Below are 21971 nucleotides of genomic sequence, written 5' to 3'. Positions count from 1 at the left end.
AAAGTAAGTTCACTTAACACTAGGGCACGCGCCGGGCAGACCCGGCCCCGCCGGCGGCGGACGGCCCGGGTGGCTAGCGCGGAGTGCGGATGAGCTTCTTGTTGACGAACTCGTCCATGCCGAACCGGCCCAGTTCACGGCCGACGCCGGAGCGCTTGACGCCCCCGAACGGCAGGTCCGCCTGGGTCTGGGCCACGGAGTTGATGAACACCATGCCGGTATCCAGCTGGTCCGCGACCTCCTGGGCCCTGGTCACGTCGGCGCTGAACACCGAGCCGCCCAGGCCGTACGGGGAGCCGTTGGCCAGTTCGATCGCCTCGGCCGCATTCGCCACCTTGTAGATGACCGCGGCGGGACCGAAGAGTTCCTCGGAGAACGCGCGCATGTCCGGCGTCACGTCGGTCAGAACGGTCGGTTCAACGAACGCTCCCGGACCGTCCACGTGGTGTCCGCCCGTCCGGAGGCTGGCGCCCTTGTCCACGGCGTCCTGAATCTGCTCGATGAAGCCGTCGGCAGCGCTTTGGGAGGACAGGGGGCCGAACGTCGTGTCGGCCTGCAGCGGGTCCCCCGGCTTGATCCTGGCCATCCGTGCCGTGAACTTCTCCACAAAGGCGTCGTAGAGGTCCTCCACCACAATGAACCGCTTGGACGCCGTGCACGCCTGCCCGGCGTTACCCATGCGGCCGCCGACGGCCGCCTTGACGGTGGCGTCCAGGTCCTCGGAATCAAGCACGATGAACGGGTCGCTACCGCCGAGTTCCAGGACATACTTTTTCAGGTTCCGCCCGGCCACCTCGGCAACAGCGGAACCGGCCCGCTCGCTCCCGGTGAGCGAAACACCCTGGAGACGGTCATCCGCGATGATTTCCGCGACCTGCTCGTTGGTCAGGAACAGGTTGACGTAAGCGCCGTCCGGGAGACCGGCGTCTTTGAAGATCTGTTCGATCGCCAGGGCGGACTGCGGGCAGCTTCCGGCGTGCTTGAGCAGGATCGTGTTGCCAAGGACCAGGTTCGGAGCGGCAAACCGTGCCACCTGGTAGTAGGGGTAATTCCACGGCATGATGCCCAGCAGCGGTCCCACCGGAGCGGAGCGGACCACGGCCTCGCCGCCGCCCCTGACGTTCAGCGGCTCGTCCTTGAGGAATCCGGGGCCCTCGGTGGCGTAGTAGGAAAAGATATCGGCAACAAGCTTCACTTCACCGCGGGACTGGGCCAGCGGCTTGCCCATTTCGGTGCTGATCAGCCGGGCCAATTCGTCCTGGCGTTCCAGGTACAGCTCGGCGACGCGCGCCAGAATCTTCGCCCTGTCTTCGGCAGGGCCGGAGCGCCAGGCGCGGAAGGCCTCCTGCGAGGCGGCGAGCGCCTGCTCCACCTCGGCTGCGGTTGCAACCGGGAATTCCCTCAGCGTTTCTCCGGTTGCGGGGTTCACTGTCTTGCAGGCAGTCATTGATCCACCATCTCCGTTTCGTGGCTAGTCGAGCCGAATCAGGCGCAGTCCGTCGGGGCGCCCGTACGGCGCCGGCGTCCGTCTCCGCCCAGTGCACGGGGCCAGCCTGCCTCATGAGCAGAACCGGTCCCGTTAGGCGGCAACCCCGACGCCGCGCTGACTATTCCGTGAGAGACGACGCTCACGGCACGGCGGCGCAACGCCACCCGGGCGCACCGCCCGGGTGGCGGCGGCTCAGACCGCGGCCCGCACCACCGGGATCGACGCCGTCGGGAGGCCGCTAGGGAAGATGGTGGGCTCGGGGGCCGCGACCGGGGCCAGCGGAACCCGGACGGTTTCGGTGCCCACGGTGAGCAGTTCCCCGCGCACGTCGACGTCAAGCGGTGCGCCGTCCCGGACGGTCAGGGTGATGGAGCCCTGATCGAGCCCGACGTGCAGGAGCCGGCCCTGGATCTTCAGGCAGAACTCGAGTCCGTCCCATTCGGCGGGCAGGCGCGGGTCGAAGTACGGCACGGCGCCCTGGTCCCGGAGGCCGGCGAAGCCGCTGACCAGCGAGCTCCACACGCCGCCGGTGGAGGCGATGTGCACGCCGTCGATCGTATTGCCGTGGGTGTCGTCGAGGTCGATGAACAGAGCGTGGGTGAAGTGGTCCAGCGCGGCCTTGCCGTAGCCGACCTCGGCGGCCATGATCCCCTGGACGCAGGCGGACAGGGTGGAGTCGCCGGTGGTGATGGGGTCGTAGAAATCGAAGGCGCGGCGCTTTTCCTCGGCCGTGAAGTCCTGCCACTGCAGGAACATGGCCAGCACTGTGTCGGCCTGTTTCAGGACCTGGTGCCGGTAGATGACCAGCGGGTGGAAGTGCAGCAGGAGCGGGTACTTGGACCGGGGCGTGGTCCAGTCCCACGGCTCCAGGGTCATGAAGTCGTTGTCCTGGGAGTGGACCTGAAGGTCCTCGTCGTAGGGCAGCTGCATCCGGTTCGCGGCCTGTTCCCAGAGCTCGCGTTCGGCGTCGCCGATCTCGGGGTGGTCCAGGGCGGCGGCGGCGCGGAGGTTAAAGCGGGCCATGACGTTGGTGTAGAGGTTGTCGTTGACCACCGCGGTGTATTCGTCCGGGCCGGTGACGCCGTGGATGTGGAAGAGCCCGTCCTTGCCGAAGAAGCCCAGGGACACCCACATCCGGGCGGTTTCGATCAGTAGTTCGGCGCCGAGGGTTTCTTCGAAGGCCCGGTCCCCGCTGGCCCAGATGTACCGGTTGGTCGCGAAGGCGATTGCTGCGGCGATGTGGAACTGGGCGGTCCCGGCCGCGTAGTAGGCGCTGGCCTCAAGCCCGTTGATGGTCCGCCACGGGAACAGGGCGCCGTCGACGCTGAGCTCCTTGGCCCGGATCTTGGCCTCGGGCAGGAGGTCGTGGCGGAATTCCAGGACCTGCCGGGCGTTGCCCGGGTTGGTGTAGGTCAGGTAAGGCAGCAGGTACACCTCCTGGTCCCAGAAGTAGTGGCCGTCATAGCCGGAGCCGGACACGCCCTTGGCCGGGATGCCGGCCACATCGGCGCAGGCGGTGGCCTGGGCGAGCTGGAACAGGTTCCAGCGGACGGCCTGCTGAAGCTCGGACTGGCCCGCCACCACGATGTCGCTCGTCGTCCAGTAGGCGCGGTAGTGGGCCTCGCTCTGGGCGAAAATCTCGCTAACCGGCTTGAGGCCGGCTTCGGCGTTGTCCGCGAGGTCCTCGGCGGCCTGGCCCACGGCGTAGCTGACGCTCTTCTCCAGCACGAACGGCTCCTCCGCGCTGACGGCGAGGACGTAGCGGACGCTGCTGTCGTCCTGGTCCACCAGGGTGTCGAACGGCTGCACCCCGGCCGAGGTCCAGTGATCCACCGCCATCCCGAGCCGCTGCTTGGATTCCGCGGCCTCCCAGGACAGGCGCAGGGAACCGTCGCCGCCGTCGAGCCGCAACGGCAGCAGCACCCGCCCGGCGTGGCGGCCGGCGCGGCGCGGGTCGTGGGCGGAGTGGTCCTCCACCGGCTGGTCCTGGCGGTTGATCACCGAGGACGTCACGTCCGCGGAGATGTCTCGGTCGGCCGCCACCTCGAGGCTGATGCCCAGCGCGCCGCGGGATTCGTAGCCGACGGCCCGGCGCTCGGTGGTGGTCACGGTGGCGCCGGAGCGGCACTGCCACGTGATCCGGCATTCGTACAGGCCGGTGGCGAAGTCCACGCTGCGGCGGTAGTCCAGCACCGTGGACTCCTCCAGGCTCAGCGGCTCGCCGTCGACGATCACTGTGAAGTTGTTGGCGTCCGGGACGTACAGGATCCGCTGCCCGGTCCGGGCGAACCCGTAGGCGTTCTCCGCATGCTTGATGTCCCAGGTCTCATGGAAGCCGTTGATGAAACTGCCCGGAAGCTCGGCATCGGCGGCGGCCCAATGCGCGCCGCGGATCCCCAGATGCCCGTTACCCAGGCTGAACAGGGTCTCCAGGGTGCCGGCATTGCCGGGAAGGTGGACGGTCTCGACCAGCTGCCAGGGATCGTTGGGGAACCGGGCGCGGTCCGAGGTGATGAGAGCCATGGTTGAGGGGTTCCTTCGGGGGTGAACGGGGTGAGCGGTGCGGGAGGATGCCGCGGGCAGGCGGTGCGGGCGGCCGGGAACGGGCGCCGGGCTAGAGCAGTTCGGCGAGGTCGTTGACCACTACCGTGGCGCCGGCGTCGAGCAGGGTCTGCCGGCCGGCGCCTCGGTCGACGCCGATCACCGAGCGGAAGTCTCCCGCGCTGCCGGCCTGGACGCCGGAGACGGCGTCCTCCACCACGACGCACTGATCGCTCGGCAGTCCCAGGAGGCGTGCGGCGTATTCATAGGTGGCCGGGCTGGGCTTGCCGGGCAGGCCCTCGGTGACCGCGACGACGCCGTCGACCACCACCGGGAAGTAGTCGGACAATCCGGCCGCCTTGAGCACGGCCGGGGCATTGCGGGAGGAGGAGACGACGGCGAGCTTGAGCCCGCGGACCAGTGCGGCGTCGACAAAGCGGACGGAGCCCTCGTACGGCTGGACCCCGCCGGCTTCGACGATGTCGTTGAAGACCTTGTTCTTGCGGTTGCCGAGTCCGTGGACGGTGTCGTGGGCGGGGTCGTCGTCCGCCGGGCCCTCGGGCAGCACAATCCCGCGGGAGGCCAGGAAGTCCCGGACGCCGTCGAACCGCGGCTTGCCGTCGATGTGGTCGAAGTAGTCGCTCTCCCGGTACGGGGCGGCGTCGGGAACCGAGGCCAGGAAACCGTCGAAAAGTTGTTTCCAGGCATGCTCGTGCACCACCGCGGTGGGCGTCAGGACGCCGTCGAGGTCAAAAAGAATGGCGGAAGCGCCGGAAAGCGCACCGGCGAGGCCGGAGGTATCGGGAACTGAAGTCATGGGTCATAGTCCTTTCAGACGGCGGGCATGCACGACGGTCTTGTTCAAAACTCTTGAGGTGCCCGGTTCACGGGCGTTGGCTGAGACCGGTTGTTTGAGGTCATCCGGCGCGACGGCGGCCGTTGCCTGTGGTGCTCTGCCGGGGGCACCGGGCCTCCGGCGCCGGGAGCCATCCGGTTGGCCCGGGTTCAGCGGGTTCAGCCGGTTCAGCCGGTTCATTCGGTTCAGCGGGGGATTGTGCTCGTGCGCTCTACCAGTTTCGTTTCCAGCAGATGGCTCGACGGCGGCCCGGCCGGTGGCGGATTGGGGAGGCCCGAGCGATGAAGCCTGTCAATCAGCAGGCTGGCCGCGAAAGCGCCCTGGTCGGCCACGGGCTGGGCCATTGTGGTCAGGCCCAGGAACCAACTCATCTGGTGATCGTCTATTCCCATGATGGACACGTTTTCCGGCGCTGACAAACCGAACTCCCGCAAGGCCATGAGCGCGCCGAACGCTGTTTCGTCGCAACCGGCGAAGATCGCGGACGGCATCCGGCGGTTCTCCATGAGCTCCACCATGGCCAGCCGGCCGCCCTCGATGCTGGAACCGGCGTCGACCACAAGGTCCGGATCGGCTGTGAGGCCGTGGTCGGAAAGGGCCAGTTCGAAGCCCCTGCGCCGTTCGCTGGCGGTCACCAGGGAGGGCGCGCCGGTTTCGCTGCCGGCGAGGATGGCAAGGTCCGTGTGGCCTAATCCCAGCAGGTGGTTCGTGGCCGCGCGGGCGGCGTCCTCGTTGTCGATGCCCACGTTGTCCCACGGGACGTCGTGCATCCCGACGCTGGCCACGGCGAGGCCCGATGCCGCGAGAGCGGCCATTTCGGCCTCACCGAGGGCAATGTTGAGCAGCAGGACGCCGTCCACGCGCTGCGCCAGGCCGGCTAGGTCGCCGAAGAGTTTCTGCTGCACAGTGGGCCGGTTCCTGAGGCTGATCAGGACGGTGTCGTAGCCGCCGTCGGCAAAGACTTCCTCGGCAGCTTCCACCGCCCGGGCAAAGAACCAGGCTGTGGCGGTCGGGGCGATGATGGCCACGGAGCCGGTGCTTCCGCCGGCGAGCCGGGATGCTGCGGACGATGCTTTGTAGCCGAGCCGGGCCGCCGCGTCATTGACCCGCGCCCTGGCGTGTTCGGAGACGTTGGGGAGCTGCCGGAGCGCGCGGGAGACGGTGCAGATGGAGAGCCCGGAGAGCGCGGCGACGTCCTGGATGGTCACGCGCGAGGTCTTGGCCTGCGGCACGGGCTCAGCCCTTTCTTCCCCCTGAAGTAGTGGGCCCGGTGTTCATGGCCGAGGTCGATTGTAAACGCTTACAAATTTGGCATGCAAGTGGACGATCCGGACTGCCCGACGGATGGTCAGCGGACGGATCAGCTCAGGTCAGCGGACCGGTCAGCTCAGGTCAGCGGCCCGGTCAGCTCAGGTCAGCGGCCCGGTCAGCGCAGGACGTAGTGGCGCAGGAACGCACCGACATCCACGAGCTCGGCCTTCGAAATCGAATGGCCCATGCCGGGATAGGTCCGGGCCGTGAGCTGGGTGTTCCGGTGGAGCCACTCCTCGGTGTGTTCGGTGGCGGCGTCGTTGATGACGACATCGCCCCTGTCCCGGCCCCAAAAGAACGGCGGCCGGGAGGTAAAGGATTCGCTCATGGCTAGGAGTTCGTTGTCCAGGACAAAGCCCGAGAGGCCCACGACCGCGCGGAACTGTTCCGGCCGGAGCCGCAGAAGCGTGCTGGCCATGGCCATGCCCTGCGAAAATCCGAGCAGGCTGACACTGCTGTGCCGGGCCTTGACCGATTCGATCCATGCGAACACCGAGTTCGTGGAGGCGATGACGTCGGCAAAGTCATGCGTGAGGAAGTAGTCCAGCAGGAACCAGCCGTAGTAGTCTCCGATGTCCTTGGGCCCGCGCAGGGCGGCGCAGCTAAACTCCGGCGGCAGGGCACCGAACAGCTTGGCCATGCGGGATTCGTCCGTGCCGTAGCCGTGCAGCATCACCAGCAACGGCGTGCCGGCGCGTTCGTGTTCAGGCTTTGACCAGACGACCGTCTCCATGGGCTCAGCCTATCCAGACCTGCCGCTCGCTCCGGGCCCGGGGCCCGCCCCTGAGGATCGGGGCCGACACTTCCTCGGATATCTGACCTGCAGGGGTTTCCGCTACGAAACCGGATTCTCGCACCCCTGATCCGCGGTGCGGCCTCCCGAAAGCGGCGCGGTGGTCCGGAAACGGTGCGGAAAATTCCCGGCGAGGCGGACTGCGTTTCATTGAAACAGCCGGGGCGGGGTTGTAGCGTGACGCTGGACAGCATGCTTATCATCCCCCATCCGCCCCACAGGGCACCAAGGAGCACTCCATGAGAATCGGTTCCGCAATCTTCCTCATCGCCCTCGGCGCCATCCTCGCCTGGGCCGTCACCCCGGGACTGATTCCCAATGTGAACCAGGCCATGATCGGCTACATCCTGATGGTGGTGGGAGTTATCGGACTCATCGCATCACTCGTCCTCGCCTCCCCCGGACGCGGCCGCACCCGCCGCGTCAGCGAAAGCCGCACGGTTGTGGACCCCAACACCGGCGAGACCATCACCCGCAATGAGAGCCGCGACGCCGGCATCTGAGCCCTACCCGCGCACCCTGCACGGCGCGGAATCCAACGACCCGGAAGCCGGGCCGGACTTCAATGTCGGGCCCGGCTTCCGCCATGTTTCTCACCAAGCAGCCGCCCAGACCGCACATGCCCAACCCTCGGCGCCATCACTGGACATGTCCCCCGGATCTCCCGCCCGCAGGCCCGGCCCGAGCGCAGCACATACCCAGCCCCCGACGCGAGCAACGGACATATTCCCAAATTGCCCACCGCCAAGCCCGACCACTGGACATGTCCCCCGGCATCTCCAGGCCGCACGCCCAGCCCGAACGTCAGCCCAGAGTGCACACGCCCAACCCTCGGCACCATCACTGGACATGTCCCCCGGAGCCCGGCCCGAGTGCAGCACATGCCCAGCCCCCGGGGCGAAGAGTGGACATACTCCCATCCTGCCCACCCCTCGGCGCGAGCACTGGACATGTCCCGCAGGGGCCGCGCGTCACTTCTGCGTTCATGTTGTTTTTCATTGACAAACCAACAAGAACAAAGATAAAGTCAAACAATTCCACTTCATGTGATGGGAGTCACTGAAGCCCTAAGAACGCAGAACAACAACCAAGTCAGACGCAGTACGCAATGGAGGGTAAGTGTTCGCCGAAGAACGCCAGCAGCTGATCGTGGGGCTCATCTACGCCAGCGGCCGGGCCAGCGTCACGGACCTGGCCGAACGCTTCAGCATCACCACCGAGACCATCCGCCGGGACCTCGCCGCCCTGGAAGCTGCCGGCAGCGTCCGCCGGGTGCACGGCGGCGCGGTTTCCCCGGACCGCTTCAGCACCACGGAAGAAAGCATCCTGGAGCGGACCGTCCAGCGGCAGCCCGAAAAGACTCGCATTGCCGAGGCCGCCCTGGCCCTGATTCCCCAGAGCCTCAGCGGCAGCATCCTGATCGACGCCGGCTCGACCACGGAGGCCCTCGCCGAACTCCTGGCCGCCCGGGCCGCCGGGGTCGCAGCAACGGGCGGCCTCCCGGCGACCGGGCCCGAGGCCGAACTCGTCGTCATCACCCACTCCCTGCCCATCGCCTCCCGGCTGTCCGGCGAACCGGGCATCGCCCTGCACCTGCTCGGCGGCAAGGTCCGCGGGCTGACCCAGGCCGCGGTCGGCCAGTCCACGGTGGAGGCCGCGCGCCGGATCCGCCCGGACATCGCGTTCATCGGCACCAACGGCATCCATGCAGCCTTCGGGCTGAGCACACCCGATCCTGAAGAAGCCGCCGTCAAGGCGGCCTTCGTCCAATCAGCGCGCCGCATTGTGGTGCTGGCTGATTCCTCCAAGCTGGATGCAGAGACGCTGGTCCAGTTCGCCTCGTTGAAAGATCTGGACACCGTGATCACAGACACGCAACCTAGCCGGGAACTCGCCGACGCCCTTGCGGAAGCCGGAGTGGAGGTGGTGGTCGCGTGATTGTCACCCTCACCGCCAACCCCAGCCTGGACCGCACCGTGGCGTTACCCGGCCCCCTCCTCCGCGGGGAAGTGCAGCGGGCCGTCTCCGTCCGCCAGGAATCCGGGGGCAAGGGAGTCAATGTCTCCCGCGCCCTCGTGGCCTCGGGGCTCAAGACCATCGCGGTCCTTCCCGGCGCCGAGGCCGACCCTGTCCTCGCCGGCCTGCGGGACACGGAGGTGCCGTTCGCTGCCCTCCCGATCGGCGAACCGCTGCGCAGCAACGTGGCCCTCACTGAGCCCGGCGGCGTCACCACCAAGATCAACGAACCCGGACCGGTCCTCAGCGAGGACCAGCAGGAGGCCCTGATCAGCCTGTTGCTGGACCACGCCCGCGGTGCCGCCTGGGTTGTCCTGGCCGGCTCGCTCCCACCCGGAGTTCCGGCCGACTTCTACGCCACCGTCATCCGGCGGCTGCGTTCCCTGTTTGATGGCGAGGCCGCACCCCGGGTCGCCGTCGACTCCTCCGGCGAACCTCTCGCCGCAGCGGTCTCCGGCGACGCCTCGGGAATGCCGGACCTCTTGAAACCCAACGCCGAGGAACTGGCAGAACTGGCTGCGGCAGCCGGCTTCGCCACGCACAAATCCGCCGAGGAGCTCGAAGCGGACCCGGAGGCTGCAGCAGCAGCAGCCGCCGCCGTCGTGCGCTCCGGAGTGGGTGCCGTACTGGCCACCCTCGGCTCCAAGGGTGCCGTTCTTGTAACGGCCGACGGCGCGTGGCTGGCCACGCATCCGCCGGTCACCGCGGTCAGCACTGTCGGCGCCGGCGATTCGTCGCTGGCCGGATACCTGCTCGCCTCCAGCCAGGGCGCCGCCCCGGTCGATTGCCTCCGTCAGGCGGTGGCCCATGGTGCCGCCGCCGCTTCCCTGCCGGGCTCCACTGTCCCGGCAGTCAACCAAACCACCCCTGATGCCGTAACCATCACGGCCCTCCGGAAGGATTGACAGTGACTCAGCTCATTACCACCGAACTGGTCGAGCTCGACCAGAACCTGGGCAGTTCGCCCGAGGACGTGATCCGGCACCTGGCAGGCAGAGTTGCGGCCAACGGACGCGCCACCGAGGTCGAAGGCCTCTTCGCCGACGCCTTCGCCCGGGAGTCCAAGACCGCCACGGGTGTCCCGGGCGGCATCGCAATCCCGCACTGCCGCTCGACGGCGGTCACCGAGCCCACCCTGGCGATGGCGCGGCTGTCCCAGCCGGTCGACTTCGGCGCCAAGGACGGGCCCGCGGACCTGATCTTCTTCATTGCCGCTCCTGAGGGCGCGGACCAGGAGCACCTGAAGCTGTTGTCGAAGCTGGCCCGGTCCCTGATCAAGAAGGACTTCACGGCCAGCCTGCGCACCGCGACCTCCCCGGCGGAGATTGTCGAGCTCGTCGAAGCCGCACTGGCGGACAAGCCCTCCGCCCACGCCGCTGCCGCGCCGGCCGCTGCCGCCGCAGGCGCTGGCGCTGGCACTGGCACTGGCGCAGCCACTGGGGCCGCAGCTGGCACTGCCGGGGAAGGCACGGGCACGGCGAAGGCCAAAGGCCCCAAGCGCCTCGTCGCCGTGACGGCCTGCCCCACCGGCATCGCCCACACCTACATGGCCGCCGACTCGCTGGTCGCCGCGGCCAAGGAAGTCGGCGTGGACCTGCAGGTGGAAACCCAGGGGGCCTCCGGCGCCAAGGCCCTTGACCCCGCCGTGATCGCCGCCGCCGACGCCGTGATCTTCGCGGTGGACGTGGACGTGCGCGGCAAGGAGCGCTTCGCCGGCATGCCGGTGATCAACGCACCGGTCAAGCGCGGCATCGACGAACCGGACAAGATGGTTGCGGAAGCACTGGCGGCCGCGGACAACCCGCACGCCCGCCGCGTCCCGCACTTCGCTGAGGACCAGGCCGAACACAACGCCGAGGAAAAGGGCGAGCACATCGGCACGAAGCTGAAGAAGGCGCTGCTCACAGGTGTCAGCTACATGATCCCGTTCGTGGCAGGCGGCGGTCTGCTGATCGCCCTCGGCTTCCTGTTGGGCGGCTACACCATCACCGGCTTCGCGGACAAGATCCTGGCAGAGAACAGCCTCTTCAATCTGCCCACCGTGTACCCGGAACTGGCGTGGGGCCCGATGGGCGCGTACCTGGGTGCCGTGTTCTTCAAGATCGGCGCCCTGTCCCTAGGCTTCCTCGTGCCCGCACTGGCCGGCTACATCGCTTACGGCATCGCTGACCGGCCCGGCATCGCCCCGGGCTTCGTGTCCGGCGCCGTAGCCGTCTTCATGGGCGCAGGCTTCCTCGGCGGCATTGTGGGCGGCCTGCTCGCCGGCTACGTGGCGCATTCGATCGGCAAGCTCAACGTGGCCCGCTGGCTGCGCGGCCTGATGCCGGTGGTTATCATCCCGCTCGTGGCGTCGCTCGTTTCATCGGGCATTCTGTTCATTTTCCTCGGCAGGTACGTCGCCGCCGTCACCACCGGGCTCAACAACTTCCTGGCCGGCCTGACCGGCGCCAGCGCCATCGCCCTGGGCATTGTCCTGGGTCTGATGATGTGCTTCGACCTCGGCGGTCCGGTCAACAAGGTGGCTTACTCCTTCGCCGTCGCCGGCCTGGGAGCCGCGTCCATCACGAACCAGGCACCGTGGCAGATCATGGCGGCCGTCATGGCCTCCGGCATGGTCCCGCCGCTGGCCATGGCGCTGGCCTCGACCGTGCTGAACAAGCGACTCTTCAGCCTGGCGGAACAGGAAAACGGCAAGGCCGCCTGGCTGCTGGGAGCCTCGTTCATCTCCGAAGGCGCCATCCCCTTCGCCGCCGCCGACCCGCTCCGCGTCATCCCCGCCAGCATGCTGGGCGGTGCCGTGACCGGTGCCATCTCGATGGCAGCAGGGGTGGGATCGAAGGCCCCGCACGGCGGAATCTTCGTCTTCTTCGCGATCGATCCCTTCCTGATGTTCGTCGTCGCGATCGCGGCCGGTACGGTCGTGAGTGCCTTCGCCGTGATCGGGCTCAAGCGCTGGGCAGTCAAGAAGCCGGTTGATACGGTGGAAACGGTTCCCGTAGCCGCCTAAGCCAGTCCAGGGCGACTTTCCAAGCAGATATTCACAGCTGATAAACACCCAAGCTGACTTCAAGGAGCAGAAATGACCGAACGTAACGCCACCATTGCCAGCCGCGTCGGGCTGCACGCCCGCCCGGCCGCCATCTTCGCCGAGGCTGCGGGCGAGTTCGACCACCTCGAGATCACGATCGCCCGCCTGGGCGAGCCGGAGGACGAGGCCATGGACGCCGCCAGCATCCTGTCGCTGATGAGCCTGGGCGCTTCGCACGGCGAGGTTGTGGTGTTGCGTGCCGAGGGCGAAGGCGCCGACGCCGCCCTGGATCGCCTCGTGCAGATCCTTGAGACGGATCACGACGCCGAATAGCCGCACCGTCCGGCGCCTGCGCCCGGACACCCGGCAGTAACAAGCAGCATCAGAAGGCCCGGCCGCCCCCGACGAGGGGGCGCGCCGGGCCTTCGTGTTCCCGGGCATCGCCGGGGCCCTGTGCGCTATCCGCGATCGTTGTCAGCGGGCTTAGTAAGTGCTTGTCACCGCCTTGCGGCGCGGCTAGTTTGGAATCCGCGGCGGCAGCGTCCGCGGGCCGTCGCGGAATGGTTCCCAGCCGAAGGAGATGATCGCGTGACACGCGTGCAAAAGAGCATCGGGGCGGACGTTGCTGCGCCGGCCACCCGACGCCGGCGGCCGCCGTTCAGGGAGATCGCCGCCGGACCGGCCGCTGACGAGACCCGGGAGCGGTAGCCATGCCGACGAAGAAGGGCGAACCCCGCGGTTCAGAGAGCCCGAGCATCAAGGACCCCGAGCTCTTCGAGAAGCTGGTCGAGGACGGCGCATCAAAACAGAAGGCCGCCCGGATCTCCAATGCGGCGGCGAAGCGCGGCCGGTCCGCGGTGGGCCGCAAGGGCGGCAAGGCCGGGGACTACGAGGACTGGACGGTCCCGCAGCTCAAGGAACGGGCCAAGGAGATCGGCCTCAAGGGCTACTCGGCCAAGAAGAAGAGCGAGCTCATCTCCGCCCTGCGGAACTCCTGAGTCTGATGGCCGCGGCATCCCTGTCCACGGTCTCAGGCGCCCTTGCGCGCCCTTGCCGCCGTGGTCTTGGATGGTGTCGCTTTGGGAGCCGCCTTAGGCGCCGCGCCCTTCGCAGTGGCGGCCCGGCTTTCGCCGGCGCTGCTTTCAGTGGCGCCGCCTTCGCGGGTCTTCTTGGCGGCAGCCTTGGGGGCGGCAGCCTTGGAGACGGCCCCGGCCGGTGCCTTGGCCGGCGCCTCGACCGCGGTCTTCGACCCGCTCCCGGTAGCCGCCGTACCACCTCCGCGCTTCTTCTCCAGGCTCCGTTTGAGGGCCTCCATCAGGTCAATCACTTCGCCGGTGCCGGTTTCGGCAGCGGCGGCGCCAAACGTTTCTTCGGTGTCCAGGGACTCCCCCTTCTCCAGCTTCGCGTCGATGAGCTGGCGGAGCTGGAGCTGGTAGTCGTCCGTGAACTGTTCGGGGTCAAAGTCCGCGGCCATCGAATCCACCAGGGCGGCGGACATTTCGCGTTCCTGGGCGGAGATGCGGATCGAGGTTTCGAGGGCCGGGAAGCTGGCCTCGCGCACTTCGTCGGCCCAGAGCAGCGACTGCAGCATCAGGATGTCGCCGCGGATCCGCAGGGCCCCCAGCCTGGTCTTTTCCCGCAGCGCAAACTGGACGATCGCCACCCGGTCGGTGTCCTCGAGGGCCCGGCGCAACAGCACATAGGCCTTGGGCGACTTGGAGTCCGGTTCCAGGTAGTAGCTCTTCTCGAACATGATGGGATCGAGCTGGTCCGCCGGGACGAACTGCACGACGTCGATCTCGTGGCTGTTCTCCGCGGGGATGGATTTCAGTTCCTCCCGGGTCAGGATCACTGTGCGGCCGTCGTCTTCATAGGCCTTGTCGATGTCCTCGTAGTCGATGATCTTGCTGCAGACCTCGCAGCGGCGCTGGTAGCGGATCCGTCCGCCGTCGGCGTTGTGGACTTGGTGCAGGCTGATGTCGTGGTCCTCAGTGGCGCTGTAGACCTTGACGGGGACGTTGACCAGCCCGAATGCGATCGCGCCCTTCCAGATGGCTCTCATGGGACTAGTGAACACCAGAGCGGTTCGGAGGTGAAGACTGTTGGCTGAGCGAACCACGCAGCCGGACGAGCAGCCGGCCGCCGGGCGGGATGCCCAGCGGGAAAACACGCCCCCGGCAAACGGCCGGCAACGGGTCCTCGTGGAGGGCCGCGAGCTCGTCCTGACCAATCTGGACAAGGTCATGTACCCGGAAACCGGCACCACCAAGGCAGACGTTCTGGCCTACTACGCCGCCGTCGCGCCGGTGCTGATCCCGGCGGTCCGGAACCGGCCGGCCACCCGGAAACGCTGGGTCCACGGCGTGGGAACGGCCGAGGAGCCGGGGCAAGTGTTCTTCCAGAAAAATCTGGACGAATCGGCACCCGGCTGGATTTCCCGGGCGGCCATCAAGCACAAAGAGCACACGAACCAGTACCCCCTGGTCAACGATGCCGCCACCCTCGCCTGGCTCGCCCAGATCGCCGCCCTCGAAATCCATGTCCCCCAGTGGCGGGTGGATTCGCACGGCCGAGCCCTGCCGCCGGACCGGATGGTGCTGGACCTGGACCCCGGCGACGGGGCCGGGCTGGCCGAATGCGCGGAAGTGGCCAAACTGGCCCGCGCCATCCTGCAGGACGTCGGCCTGGACCCCGTCCCCGTGACCAGCGGAAGCAAGGGCATCCATCTCTACGCCGCGCTGGACGGAACCCGGGGCTCTGAGCAGATCTCGGACTTCGCCCATGAACTGGCCCGCGCCCTGGAAGCGGACCATCCGGACCTGGTGGTCAGCGACATGAAAAAGACCCTTCGCACCGGGAAGGTCCTGGTCGACTGGAGCCAGAACAGCGCGGCGAAGACGACGATCGCGCCCTATTCGCTGCGCGGGCGGCTGCGGCCCACCGTGGCGGCGCCGCGGACCTGGCGGGAGCTCAGCTCGGCGTCCCTGCGCCAGCTGGACTACCACGAGGTCATGAAGCGCGTGCAGTCCGGCAAGGACCCGTTCGCCGCGGTCTCAGGCGGCAGCGCCGCCGATCCCCGGCTTGAGTCTTACCGCGCGAAGCGGGACGCGAACTCCACCCCCGAACCCTTCGCGGCGGACGCCCGCGCCGCCGGCACCGTCGCTGGCGCCGGTCCGCTGCGGGAGTCGTTTGTCATCCAGGAGCACCACGCCAGCCGGCTGCACTACGACTTCCGCCTTGAACGCGACGGCGTGCTGGTGTCCTGGGCGTTGCCCAAGGGCGTCCCCACCAGCAAGGCCACCAACCACCTCGCGGTCCAGACCGAGGACCATCCGCTGGACTACGCGGACTTCGAGGGTGTCATTCCCAAAGGCCAGTACGGCGCCGGGACGGTCAGCGTCTGGGACCGCGGCTACTACGACTGCGAAAAGTGGATCGCCGGCAAGGAGGTCATTGCCACGCTGACCGGCGCGGAAGGCGGCGGCCTCGGCGGCACCCGCAGGTTCGCCCTGATTCACACCGGCCAGGCCGACGACCAGTGGCTCATCCACCTGATGGACCCGGCGGGGCCGCACACGGGGCACCGGACAGCAGCGCCCGCAGACCAAGAGACAGGACAGGACGCCGCGCCCGACGGCGGGCAGGAGGCTGCGCCCGGCGGCTCCCCCGGGCAGCCGGCGGCCCCGGGACTTGATCCGCCACCAGGCCGGGCACAGGTCCCGGACCCTGCACCGGCACCCGATGTCTCCGGCTTCAGCCCCATGCTGGCCAGCGCCGGGACCGCTGCCGACCTCGCCGACAAGGACTGGCAGGTTGAGCTCAAGTGGGATGGCGTCCGGGCCCTGGTCATCGGCGATGCCACGACCGTCAGGCTCGTCAGCCGCAACGGCAACGACATGTCCGCGAGCTACCCGGAACTGACGGACCGGCCCCTCTGGCCGGAACAGGACTTCGTCGCGGACGGCGAGATCATAGCCGTCGGGCGCACGGGCCGGCCGGACTTCGGCCTGCTGCAGGGCCGCATGAAACTGACGAAGGCCGCCGACGTCGCAAAAGCGCAGGACTCGACTCCGGTGCGGCTGATGTTGTTCGATCTCCTCTTCGACGCCGGCGAGGACCTGCGGCCCCTGCCGCTCAGCGAGCGCCGGCTCCGGCTCGAGCGCTTCTTCCGCCCCTCCGGCGCCCACATCGAGCTCTCCGGCGTGATCGACGCCGGCGACGCGCACAAAATCAGCGTCAGGCACATCCTGGAAAGCGTCGCTGAGCTGGGACTGGAGGGGGTCATGGCCAAGCGCACGGACGGCCGCTATGTCGGCCAGCGTAGCCGGTCCTGGCTCAAGCTCAAGCTTGAGCGGACCCAGGAAGTGGTGGTGGGCGGCTGGCGGACCGGAAACGGCGAGCGTCGGGAATCCGTGGGCTCGTTGCTGCTGGGGATCCCGGATGGCTCGAAGCTCCGGTACGTGGGGCGCGTGGGCAGCGGCTTCAGCACCCGCGAGCTGAAGGAACTCCGGCAACAACTGGACGCCCTGCCCCGGAAGACATCCCCGTTCCGGGAGGTGCCGGACGCCGATGCCGCAGACGCGCATTGGGTGAGTGCAAAACTCGTCGGCGAGGTCAGCTACGGGGATTGGACCGGGGGCGGGAAGCTGCGGCACCCGGTGTGGCGCGGCTGGCGCCTGGATAAGACGCCAGCCGACGTCGTGGTCGAACCTGTCGCCGGTCCTGCCGCGGGACCTTAGTCGTGGTGGGGCATCTGCGGACGGCTCTGCCGGTGGATTGCCGCGTCGGCCACTTGCTGGCCTTGCCGTCCGCGAGTGGTGTCACGGTCCTTGGGATGACGGTGTTTGCCGCTGCCGTCCGGCCATTGCTGTCCTTGCGCTGCCGCCGGGGGAACGTGGTGCAAGGCCTCCGGTCCGGGAGCCTCATCCATCGACTGCGCCAGATGGCTCGCAACCTCGGGCTCGATTTCTTCTCCGAACTGATGATCCGCCATCGATCTTCCTTTCCGCTGCATATAACCGCTGTGAAATGAAGTGTTCATCAATCGTAGGACTGCAGGGATGAGATGTCTGTAGCAGGTGCCGGCGGACTTTCCTTCGGCCTGAATCCGGCCCAAGAACAAGCGTTTGCGGGGGGTGGTGAGGAAAATTTTGGCCGCGGCACCGCGGGCAGTGCCGGTTCCCAGTAACCGCGCGGTGAAACAGGGCAAAAGAATATGGACAATTGCCCCCAAATAGAACCTCAAATGCCGGATGATACGGCACCGAACTCGGAAACTCCAGAGAAATCCCGTAAAATTGAAAGCCTGCCCAGAGCGGGGCAGCTACAAGTCGCAAGCAAATGACCTCCATAGGAGTGGCCCAAATGCCCACAGACCGAAGCATGACCGACTCTTCAGCAGGCGTTTTGAACGCCAGCGGAACCAACCAAGTGGCACCCAACGGTGCGAAGAAACCAAAGCTGCGTCGCCGTCGACTCCGTGAGTCCGACGTCAACGTTGTCGACCAGCCGATGCTCAAGAAAGCGCTCGGCGGCACCATCGTGGGTAACACCATGGAATGGTACGACGTCGGCGTGTTCGGCTACCTGATCACCACCATGGGACCGGTGTTCCTGCCGGACGCGGACAAGTCCGTCCAGACCCTGTTCCTGCTGGGAACCTTTGCCGCCACCTTCATCGCCCGCCCCCTCGGCGGCGTCGTGTTCGGCTGGCTCGGCGACAAGGTAGGCCGCCAGAAGGTGCTCGCCGCGACCCTGATGATCATGGCCGCCAGCACCTTCGCCGTCGGGCTCCTGCCCGGCTATGCCCAGATCGGCATCTGGGCCGCGGTCCTGCTGGTCCTGTTCAAGGTCATCCAGGGCTTTTCCACCGGCGGCGAATACGCCGGTGCCACCACCTTCGTCAGCGAGTACGCCCCGGACAAGCGGCGCGGATTCTTCGCCAGCTTCCTGGACATGGGCAGCTACCTCGGCTTCGCCCTTGGCGCGGCACTCGTTTCGGTGCTGCAACTGACCCTCGGCCAGGACACCATGGAGCAGTGGGGCTGGCGCATTCCGTTCCTGCTTGCCGGTCCGCTCGGCCTGATCGCCGTGTACTTCCGGAGCAAGATCGAGGAATCCCCGCAGTTCCAGGCCACCCTGGATGCCCAGGAAAACCTGGCCAAGGACGCCACCGCCTCGGACGCCGCAGCCTCCAAGGGCCCGGTGGGCATCGTGAAGGCGTACTGGCGCTCCCTGATCGTGGCGATGATCCTGGTCGCGGCGGCAAACACCGCCGGCTACGCCCTGACCTCCTACATGCCGACGTACCTCACGGAGTCCAAGGGCTACGACGAGCTGCACGGCACGCTGCTGACCATCCCCGTACTGGTCATCATGAGCCTGTGCATCCCGCTGACCGGCAAGCTCTCTGACCGGATCGGCCGCCGCCCCGTGCTGTGGATCGGTGCCATCAGCACGGTTGTCCTGGCTACCCCGGCGTTCCTGCTCATCGGCATCGGCGAAATCTGGTCCACCCTGGCCGGCCTCTCCCTGATTGCCTTCCCGGTGACCTTCTACGTGGCCAACCTGGCCTCTGCCCTGCCGGCCCAGTTCCCGACGGCCAGCCGCTACGGCGCCATGGGCATCGCGTACAACTTCTCCGTGGCCATCTTCGGCGGCACCACGCCGTTCATCGTGGCCGCCCTCATCAATGCAACCGGCAACGACATGATGCCGGCCTACTACCTGATGGCCACCTCGGCGATCGGCGCAGTGGCGATCTACTTCCTCAAGGAGTCCGCCCAGATGCCGCTCCCGGGCTCCATGCCGAGCGTGGACACCCAGGCCGAGGCCCGCGAACTGGTCGCGACACAGGACGAAAACCCGCTGATCGACCTCGAGCACATGGACATGCCGATGGTCCCGGCCCCGGCCGCAGACTCGGCAGCAGGGCGCGTCGACGCCGGGAAAGTCCCGGCTCGGGCCTAGTCCGGCCCGCCCCGGGCCGGCAGCATTAGTCCGGACTCCGTAACAGCCCCGCCCTTTGAGGCCTGTTCCGTATGCTTACCCGTTGGGGATCCATACGGAACAGGCCTTAGGCGTGTCCGCCCTCCGATCAACCCCCGGGGAATCCCGGAGAACCCGGGGAAACCCCGGAGAAAGCCGAGAGGCAGTCTCATGTCCCTGCAGCGCCACGTGCGTTCGCTGCACAGCCTGGCCCCGGCCAACAAAGACCACGTGTCGGCGTGGCGGGTGGCGATCAGCGTCGCCGTGCCGTCCCTCGCGCTGCTGGCAAGCGGGCGCCCGGAGCTGATCGCCTACGCCGTCTTCGGCGCACTGACCGGCATGTACGGCCGCACCGAGCCCCATCAGCTCCGGCTGCGGCACCAAGGCCAGGCGGCTGTCCTGCTGCTCACCGGCGTAGGAACGGGAGTCCTTCTCTCGGTCCATCACATCCACTCGTGGGCGCTGGTGATCACGGAGGCCGTGTTCGCCGGCGCCGGGTCGCTGTTCGCGGACAGGACCACCCTGAAACCGGCCGGGCCCTTCTTCGGGATCCTGGCGCTGGGGGCGTGCGCGTCCGTTCCCGCCACCGTCCCCTGGCATGCCGCCGTCCTCATCGCCGCCGGGTCGGCCGCGTTCTCGATCGCCGTCGGCTTTGTCGGCTGGTTCCGGGGCCGGACCTGGCAGCGCGGCCGGCGGCGGGATGTCACGGTACTGCGCGGGGAACGCCGCCGGGCCGCGTGGCTTCACGCCGCCCGCTACGTCAGCGCCGTCGGCGCAGCCGGGGCCATCGGTGTCCTCAGCGGCAGCGGCCACCCGCACTGGGCCATGGCCGCCGCCGCGGTGCCGCTTGCCGGGGCGGATCTGCCCAGCAGCGTGTACCGCGGCATCCACAGGATCGTCGGCACACTCCTGGGCCTCGTGGTGGTGGCAGCCGTCTTGTTCCCCTGGCCGGGATCACCGCTGCAGGCCTTCCCCGGCCAGGCGGCTGCCGTCATGGCCTGCCTCGTGATCGTCCTGCAGTTCAGCACGGAGCTGTTCATGACCCGGCACTACGGCCTCGCCATGATCTCCTTCACCCCGGTGATCCTGCTCATCGGACAGCTTGCGGCGCCGGCCGACCCGCAGGTCCTGGTGTCCGAACGGGCCGTCGAGACGCTGGTGGGCGCTGCCGTCGGGATCCTCGTCGTCGTACTGATCCGGCCCGGACTGATCCGGCCCAGACTGATCCGGCACGGTCGCGCGGCCGGCCCCGGAGGAACCCGCCGCTCTTACTTCGCGCGGCGCGGCGGTCCGGCGACGAGCCGCGACGGGAGCACCCGCGAAACCGATGTCAGGACCTTGTAGCGCCTGCTGGGAATCGAGACGGCCTTGCCCTTGGCGTTATCGGCCAGGGCCTCGCTGACCACCTGGCGGGCCTCGAGCCACATCCAGCGCGGCGCCACGGTCTTGTCCATCCCCATCCGGTCGTGGAACTCCGTGTGGGTGAAGCCGGGGCACACGGCAGTGACCTGCACCCCGCGCGCCGCGTAGGCCATATTGGCCCAGCGCGAGAAACTCAGCAGCCACGCCTTCGCCGCCGAGTATGTGCCGCGGGGCAGGAAGGCCGCCACGCTGGCGACGTTGATGATCCTGCCGGACTGCCGGGCGAGCATGCCCTGCAGGGCGGCATGGGTCAGCTCCATGGCGGTTTCAACATGAAGTTTCAGGTGCCGCTTCTCCTCGGCAATGTCGTTGTCCTCGAACGACCGCAGCAACCCGATTCCCGCGTTGTTGACCAGGATTTCCACGGGCCGGGCGGGATCAGCGAGGCGCGCGACGACGGCGGCGATCCCGGCGTCGTCCGTCAGGTCCGCGGCGATCGTCTCCGCCGGGGACCCGTACCGGTTCTCCAGCTCCGCGGCAGTGGCCGCGAGGCGACCGGCGTCGCGGGCCACGAGCACGACGCGGTGGCCCTGCTCTGCAAGCTGGCGGGCGAACTCGGCGCCGAGGCCAGCTGTTGCGCCCGTGATGAGAGCGGTGCTGCCCGGTGTGGACGCTGTGTGTGGGTTCATAGCGACAGCCTAGCCTCGTGCAGGCTCAGGCCAAGGCCGTGTCCGACGCCAGTTCTTCCTCCTCGGGGCCTTCCCCCTCCGTCAGGTGGCGGTTCTGGAGCTCTTCGGCCGCGAGCTCGTACCAGGTATGCGCGCCAAATGACGGGCTGCTGGTGTCGAGGTGACGGTAGAGGGCGTCCGCGAGGCGGCACAGCGCGGTGTCGGACAAGGCACGGACCGTGGCGGCTGGATCGAGCGTGCCTTCGAAGTACTCCGAGAGCGCCAGCCCGTTGATGGTGCCGAAGTCATTGACTCCGCCGGTTTCCGCGGCCAGCGGGCTGTTGGCATCCCCCGGCCCGGAATCGGGTCCGGAACCGAACCCGACGTCGAGCAGTCCGGCCGGTTCGCTGGTGCCGGCCGAGACGGTGACAGGGCCCGCTCGGAAATCGGTCTCGAGTCCGGCGAGGACTTCGGCGTCGGGTCCCACGTGCAGGAGGCAGATGGGCAAAACGGCCGGCTCGTCGAGGGTGAGTCGGACCAGCACGGGCACGGCCGAGTCCCTGGCGTCAGGGGCCGGCAAGGGTCCGCTGTCCGCGAGCCGCCGAAGGTCAAGCAGCACTTCCGGATCCAGGTGGGAGGCGCCGTGGAGGTTGATCACCACCTCGGCTCCCGCTCCGAGACGGCACGCGCGGCGCACGATATGCAGGAGCGCAGCGGAATCAGACTGGGTAACGCAGCCGGTGACTTCGAGGGTGACATGTGCGGGATCGACGTCGACACGGACAAGCACACGCAGTTTATGGTTCATGGGGTTCTCCAAAGGGACCTGTCCAAGAGCCAACTGCATAACTCTGCTCAAACCTTACGAGGTTGTTGTCCGGCTCACAAGCCGGGCCCGACGCCCATGGCAGTTCCGGGCC

At 67.9% G+C, this 21971-nt stretch carries 18 protein-coding genes; 9 read left to right on the top strand and 9 right to left on the bottom strand.

What is annotated here, in order from left to right; all coding sequences use genetic code 11:
- Positions 1-73: 73 nt before the first annotated feature.
- The 5 genes from C9424_RS03300 to C9424_RS03280 all read right to left on the bottom strand — a co-directional run bounded on the left by C9424_RS03300 (position 74) and on the right by C9424_RS03280 (position 6930).
- Positions 74-1447 carry an NAD-dependent succinate-semialdehyde dehydrogenase gene (locus tag C9424_RS03300; protein WP_116765500.1) on the bottom strand — a complete coding sequence of 458 codons (1374 nt, stop codon included), beginning with the start codon at positions 1445-1447 and terminating at the stop codon, positions 74-76.
- Positions 1448-1681: 234 nt separating this feature from the next.
- The gene (locus tag C9424_RS03295; protein ID WP_116765499.1) at positions 1682-4012 is read right to left on the bottom strand and encodes a glycoside hydrolase family 65 protein; all 2331 of its coding nucleotides are present in this window, start codon (positions 4010-4012) and stop codon (positions 1682-1684) included.
- Between the two features lie 91 nt (positions 4013-4103).
- Positions 4104-4847 carry an HAD family hydrolase gene (locus C9424_RS03290; RefSeq protein ID WP_116765498.1) on the bottom strand — a complete coding sequence of 248 codons (744 nt, stop codon included), beginning with the start codon at positions 4845-4847 and terminating at the stop codon, positions 4104-4106.
- Between the two features lie 224 nt (positions 4848-5071).
- Complete coding sequence (locus C9424_RS03285; RefSeq protein WP_116765497.1) at positions 5072-6118, bottom strand: LacI family DNA-binding transcriptional regulator; 1047 nt, start codon at positions 6116-6118, stop codon at positions 5072-5074.
- A gap of 194 nt (positions 6119-6312) precedes the next feature.
- Positions 6313-6930, bottom strand: coding sequence for an alpha/beta hydrolase (locus tag C9424_RS03280; RefSeq protein WP_116765496.1), 618 nt, complete (start codon positions 6928-6930; stop codon positions 6313-6315).
- Between the two features lie 299 nt (positions 6931-7229).
- On the opposite strand from C9424_RS03280, the gene C9424_RS03275 reads away from it, so the two are divergent.
- The 6 genes from C9424_RS03275 (at position 7230) to C9424_RS03250 (ending at position 13032) form a co-directional block, all read left to right on the top strand.
- The gene (locus tag C9424_RS03275) at positions 7230-7493 is read left to right on the top strand and encodes a DUF6458 family protein (RefSeq protein WP_091250195.1); all 264 of its coding nucleotides are present in this window, start codon (positions 7230-7232) and stop codon (positions 7491-7493) included.
- A gap of 616 nt (positions 7494-8109) precedes the next feature.
- The gene (locus C9424_RS03270; RefSeq protein WP_116765495.1) at positions 8110-8928 is read left to right on the top strand and encodes a DeoR/GlpR family DNA-binding transcription regulator; all 819 of its coding nucleotides are present in this window, start codon (positions 8110-8112) and stop codon (positions 8926-8928) included.
- Positions 8925-9911: a 1-phosphofructokinase family hexose kinase gene (locus C9424_RS03265; protein ID WP_116765494.1), complete on the top strand. Its 987-nt coding sequence runs from the start codon at positions 8925-8927 to the stop codon at positions 9909-9911. Before C9424_RS03270 ends, C9424_RS03265 begins: the two co-directional genes overlap by 4 nt.
- A gap of 2 nt (positions 9912-9913) precedes the next feature.
- Complete coding sequence (locus C9424_RS03260; RefSeq protein WP_116765493.1) at positions 9914-12013, top strand: PTS fructose transporter subunit IIABC; 2100 nt, start codon at positions 9914-9916, stop codon at positions 12011-12013.
- Between the two features lie 72 nt (positions 12014-12085).
- A complete protein-coding gene (locus C9424_RS03255; RefSeq protein ID WP_091250185.1) occupies positions 12086-12367 on the top strand; it encodes an HPr family phosphocarrier protein in 282 nt (93 codons plus the stop codon).
- 377 nt (positions 12368-12744) lie between these two features.
- Positions 12745-13032, top strand: a complete 288-nt coding sequence (locus C9424_RS03250) for a DUF7218 family protein (protein WP_116765492.1) — start codon at positions 12745-12747, stop codon at positions 13030-13032.
- A gap of 32 nt (positions 13033-13064) precedes the next feature.
- On the opposite strand, the gene ku is transcribed toward C9424_RS03250, so the two are convergent.
- The gene (gene ku, locus C9424_RS03245) at positions 13065-14096 is read right to left on the bottom strand and encodes a non-homologous end joining protein Ku (RefSeq protein ID WP_116765491.1); all 1032 of its coding nucleotides are present in this window, start codon (positions 14094-14096) and stop codon (positions 13065-13067) included.
- 181 nt (positions 14097-14277) lie between these two features.
- Between ku and C9424_RS03240 the strand changes: the two genes are divergently transcribed.
- Positions 14278-16773 (top strand): ATP-dependent DNA ligase, encoded by a 2496-nt coding sequence (locus C9424_RS03240; RefSeq protein ID WP_237563278.1) that lies wholly within the window; start codon positions 14278-14280, stop codon positions 16771-16773.
- Here the strand turns inward: C9424_RS03240 and C9424_RS21855 are convergent.
- A complete protein-coding gene (locus C9424_RS21855) occupies positions 16770-17279 on the bottom strand; it encodes a hypothetical protein (RefSeq protein ID WP_237563266.1) in 510 nt (169 codons plus the stop codon). The genes C9424_RS03240 and C9424_RS21855 overlap by 4 nt on opposite strands.
- Before the next feature lie 119 nt (positions 17280-17398).
- On the opposite strand from C9424_RS21855, the gene C9424_RS03230 reads away from it, so the two are divergent.
- Positions 17399-19003 carry an MFS transporter gene (locus C9424_RS03230; RefSeq protein WP_116765490.1) on the top strand — a complete coding sequence of 535 codons (1605 nt, stop codon included), beginning with the start codon at positions 17399-17401 and terminating at the stop codon, positions 19001-19003.
- Between the two features lie 189 nt (positions 19004-19192).
- The gene (locus C9424_RS03225) at positions 19193-20365 is read left to right on the top strand and encodes an FUSC family protein (protein ID WP_116765489.1); all 1173 of its coding nucleotides are present in this window, start codon (positions 19193-19195) and stop codon (positions 20363-20365) included.
- Here the strand turns inward: C9424_RS03225 and C9424_RS03220 are convergent.
- Both C9424_RS03220 and C9424_RS03215 read right to left on the bottom strand, forming a co-directional pair.
- Positions 20290-21072, bottom strand: a complete 783-nt coding sequence (locus tag C9424_RS03220; RefSeq protein ID WP_116765488.1) for an SDR family NAD(P)-dependent oxidoreductase — start codon at positions 21070-21072, stop codon at positions 20290-20292. The two genes, C9424_RS03225 and C9424_RS03220, sit on opposite strands and share 76 nt — an antisense overlap.
- Positions 21073-21097: 25 nt before the next feature.
- On the bottom strand, positions 21098-21859 hold the full coding sequence (locus C9424_RS03215) for a hypothetical protein (RefSeq protein WP_116765487.1): 762 nt from the start codon (positions 21857-21859) through the stop codon (positions 21098-21100).
- Positions 21860-21971: the final 112 nt, after the last annotated feature.

The sequence above is a fragment of the Arthrobacter sp. H-02-3 genome (genome assembly GCF_003097355.1).
GTDB lineage: Bacteria > Actinomycetota > Actinomycetes > Actinomycetales > Micrococcaceae > Arthrobacter > Arthrobacter humicola.
This window is presented reverse-complemented; position numbering and strand designations above follow the sequence as displayed.

What these genes read in the sequence shown, in the direction of transcription:
- C9424_RS03300 (WP_116765500.1), bottom strand. Translation starts at nt 1,447, where the DNA reads ATGACTGCCTGCAAGACAGTGAACCCCGCAACCGGAGAAACGCTGAGG.
- C9424_RS03295 (WP_116765499.1), bottom strand. Translation starts at nt 4,012, where the DNA reads ATGGCTCTCATCACCTCGGACCGCGCCCGGTTCCCCAACGATCCCTGG.
- C9424_RS03290 (WP_116765498.1), bottom strand. Translation starts at nt 4,847, where the DNA reads ATGACTTCAGTTCCCGATACCTCCGGCCTCGCCGGTGCGCTTTCCGGC.
- C9424_RS03280 (WP_116765496.1), bottom strand. Translation starts at nt 6,930, where the DNA reads ATGGAGACGGTCGTCTGGTCAAAGCCTGAACACGAACGCGCCGGCACG.
- C9424_RS03275 (WP_091250195.1), top strand. Translation starts at nt 7,230, where the DNA reads ATGAGAATCGGTTCCGCAATCTTCCTCATCGCCCTCGGCGCCATCCTC.
- C9424_RS03255 (WP_091250185.1), top strand. Translation starts at nt 12,086, where the DNA reads ATGACCGAACGTAACGCCACCATTGCCAGCCGCGTCGGGCTGCACGCC.
- C9424_RS03250 (WP_116765492.1), top strand. Translation starts at nt 12,745, where the DNA reads ATGCCGACGAAGAAGGGCGAACCCCGCGGTTCAGAGAGCCCGAGCATC.
- ku (WP_116765491.1), bottom strand. Translation starts at nt 14,096, where the DNA reads ATGAGAGCCATCTGGAAGGGCGCGATCGCATTCGGGCTGGTCAACGTC.
- C9424_RS03240 (WP_237563278.1), top strand. Translation starts at nt 14,278, where the DNA reads ATGTACCCGGAAACCGGCACCACCAAGGCAGACGTTCTGGCCTACTAC.
- C9424_RS03230 (WP_116765490.1), top strand. Translation starts at nt 17,399, where the DNA reads ATGCCCACAGACCGAAGCATGACCGACTCTTCAGCAGGCGTTTTGAAC.
- C9424_RS03225 (WP_116765489.1), top strand. Translation starts at nt 19,193, where the DNA reads ATGTCCCTGCAGCGCCACGTGCGTTCGCTGCACAGCCTGGCCCCGGCC.
- C9424_RS03220 (WP_116765488.1), bottom strand. Translation starts at nt 21,072, where the DNA reads ATGAACCCACACACAGCGTCCACACCGGGCAGCACCGCTCTCATCACG.
- C9424_RS03215 (WP_116765487.1), bottom strand. Translation starts at nt 21,859, where the DNA reads ATGAACCATAAACTGCGTGTGCTTGTCCGTGTCGACGTCGATCCCGCA.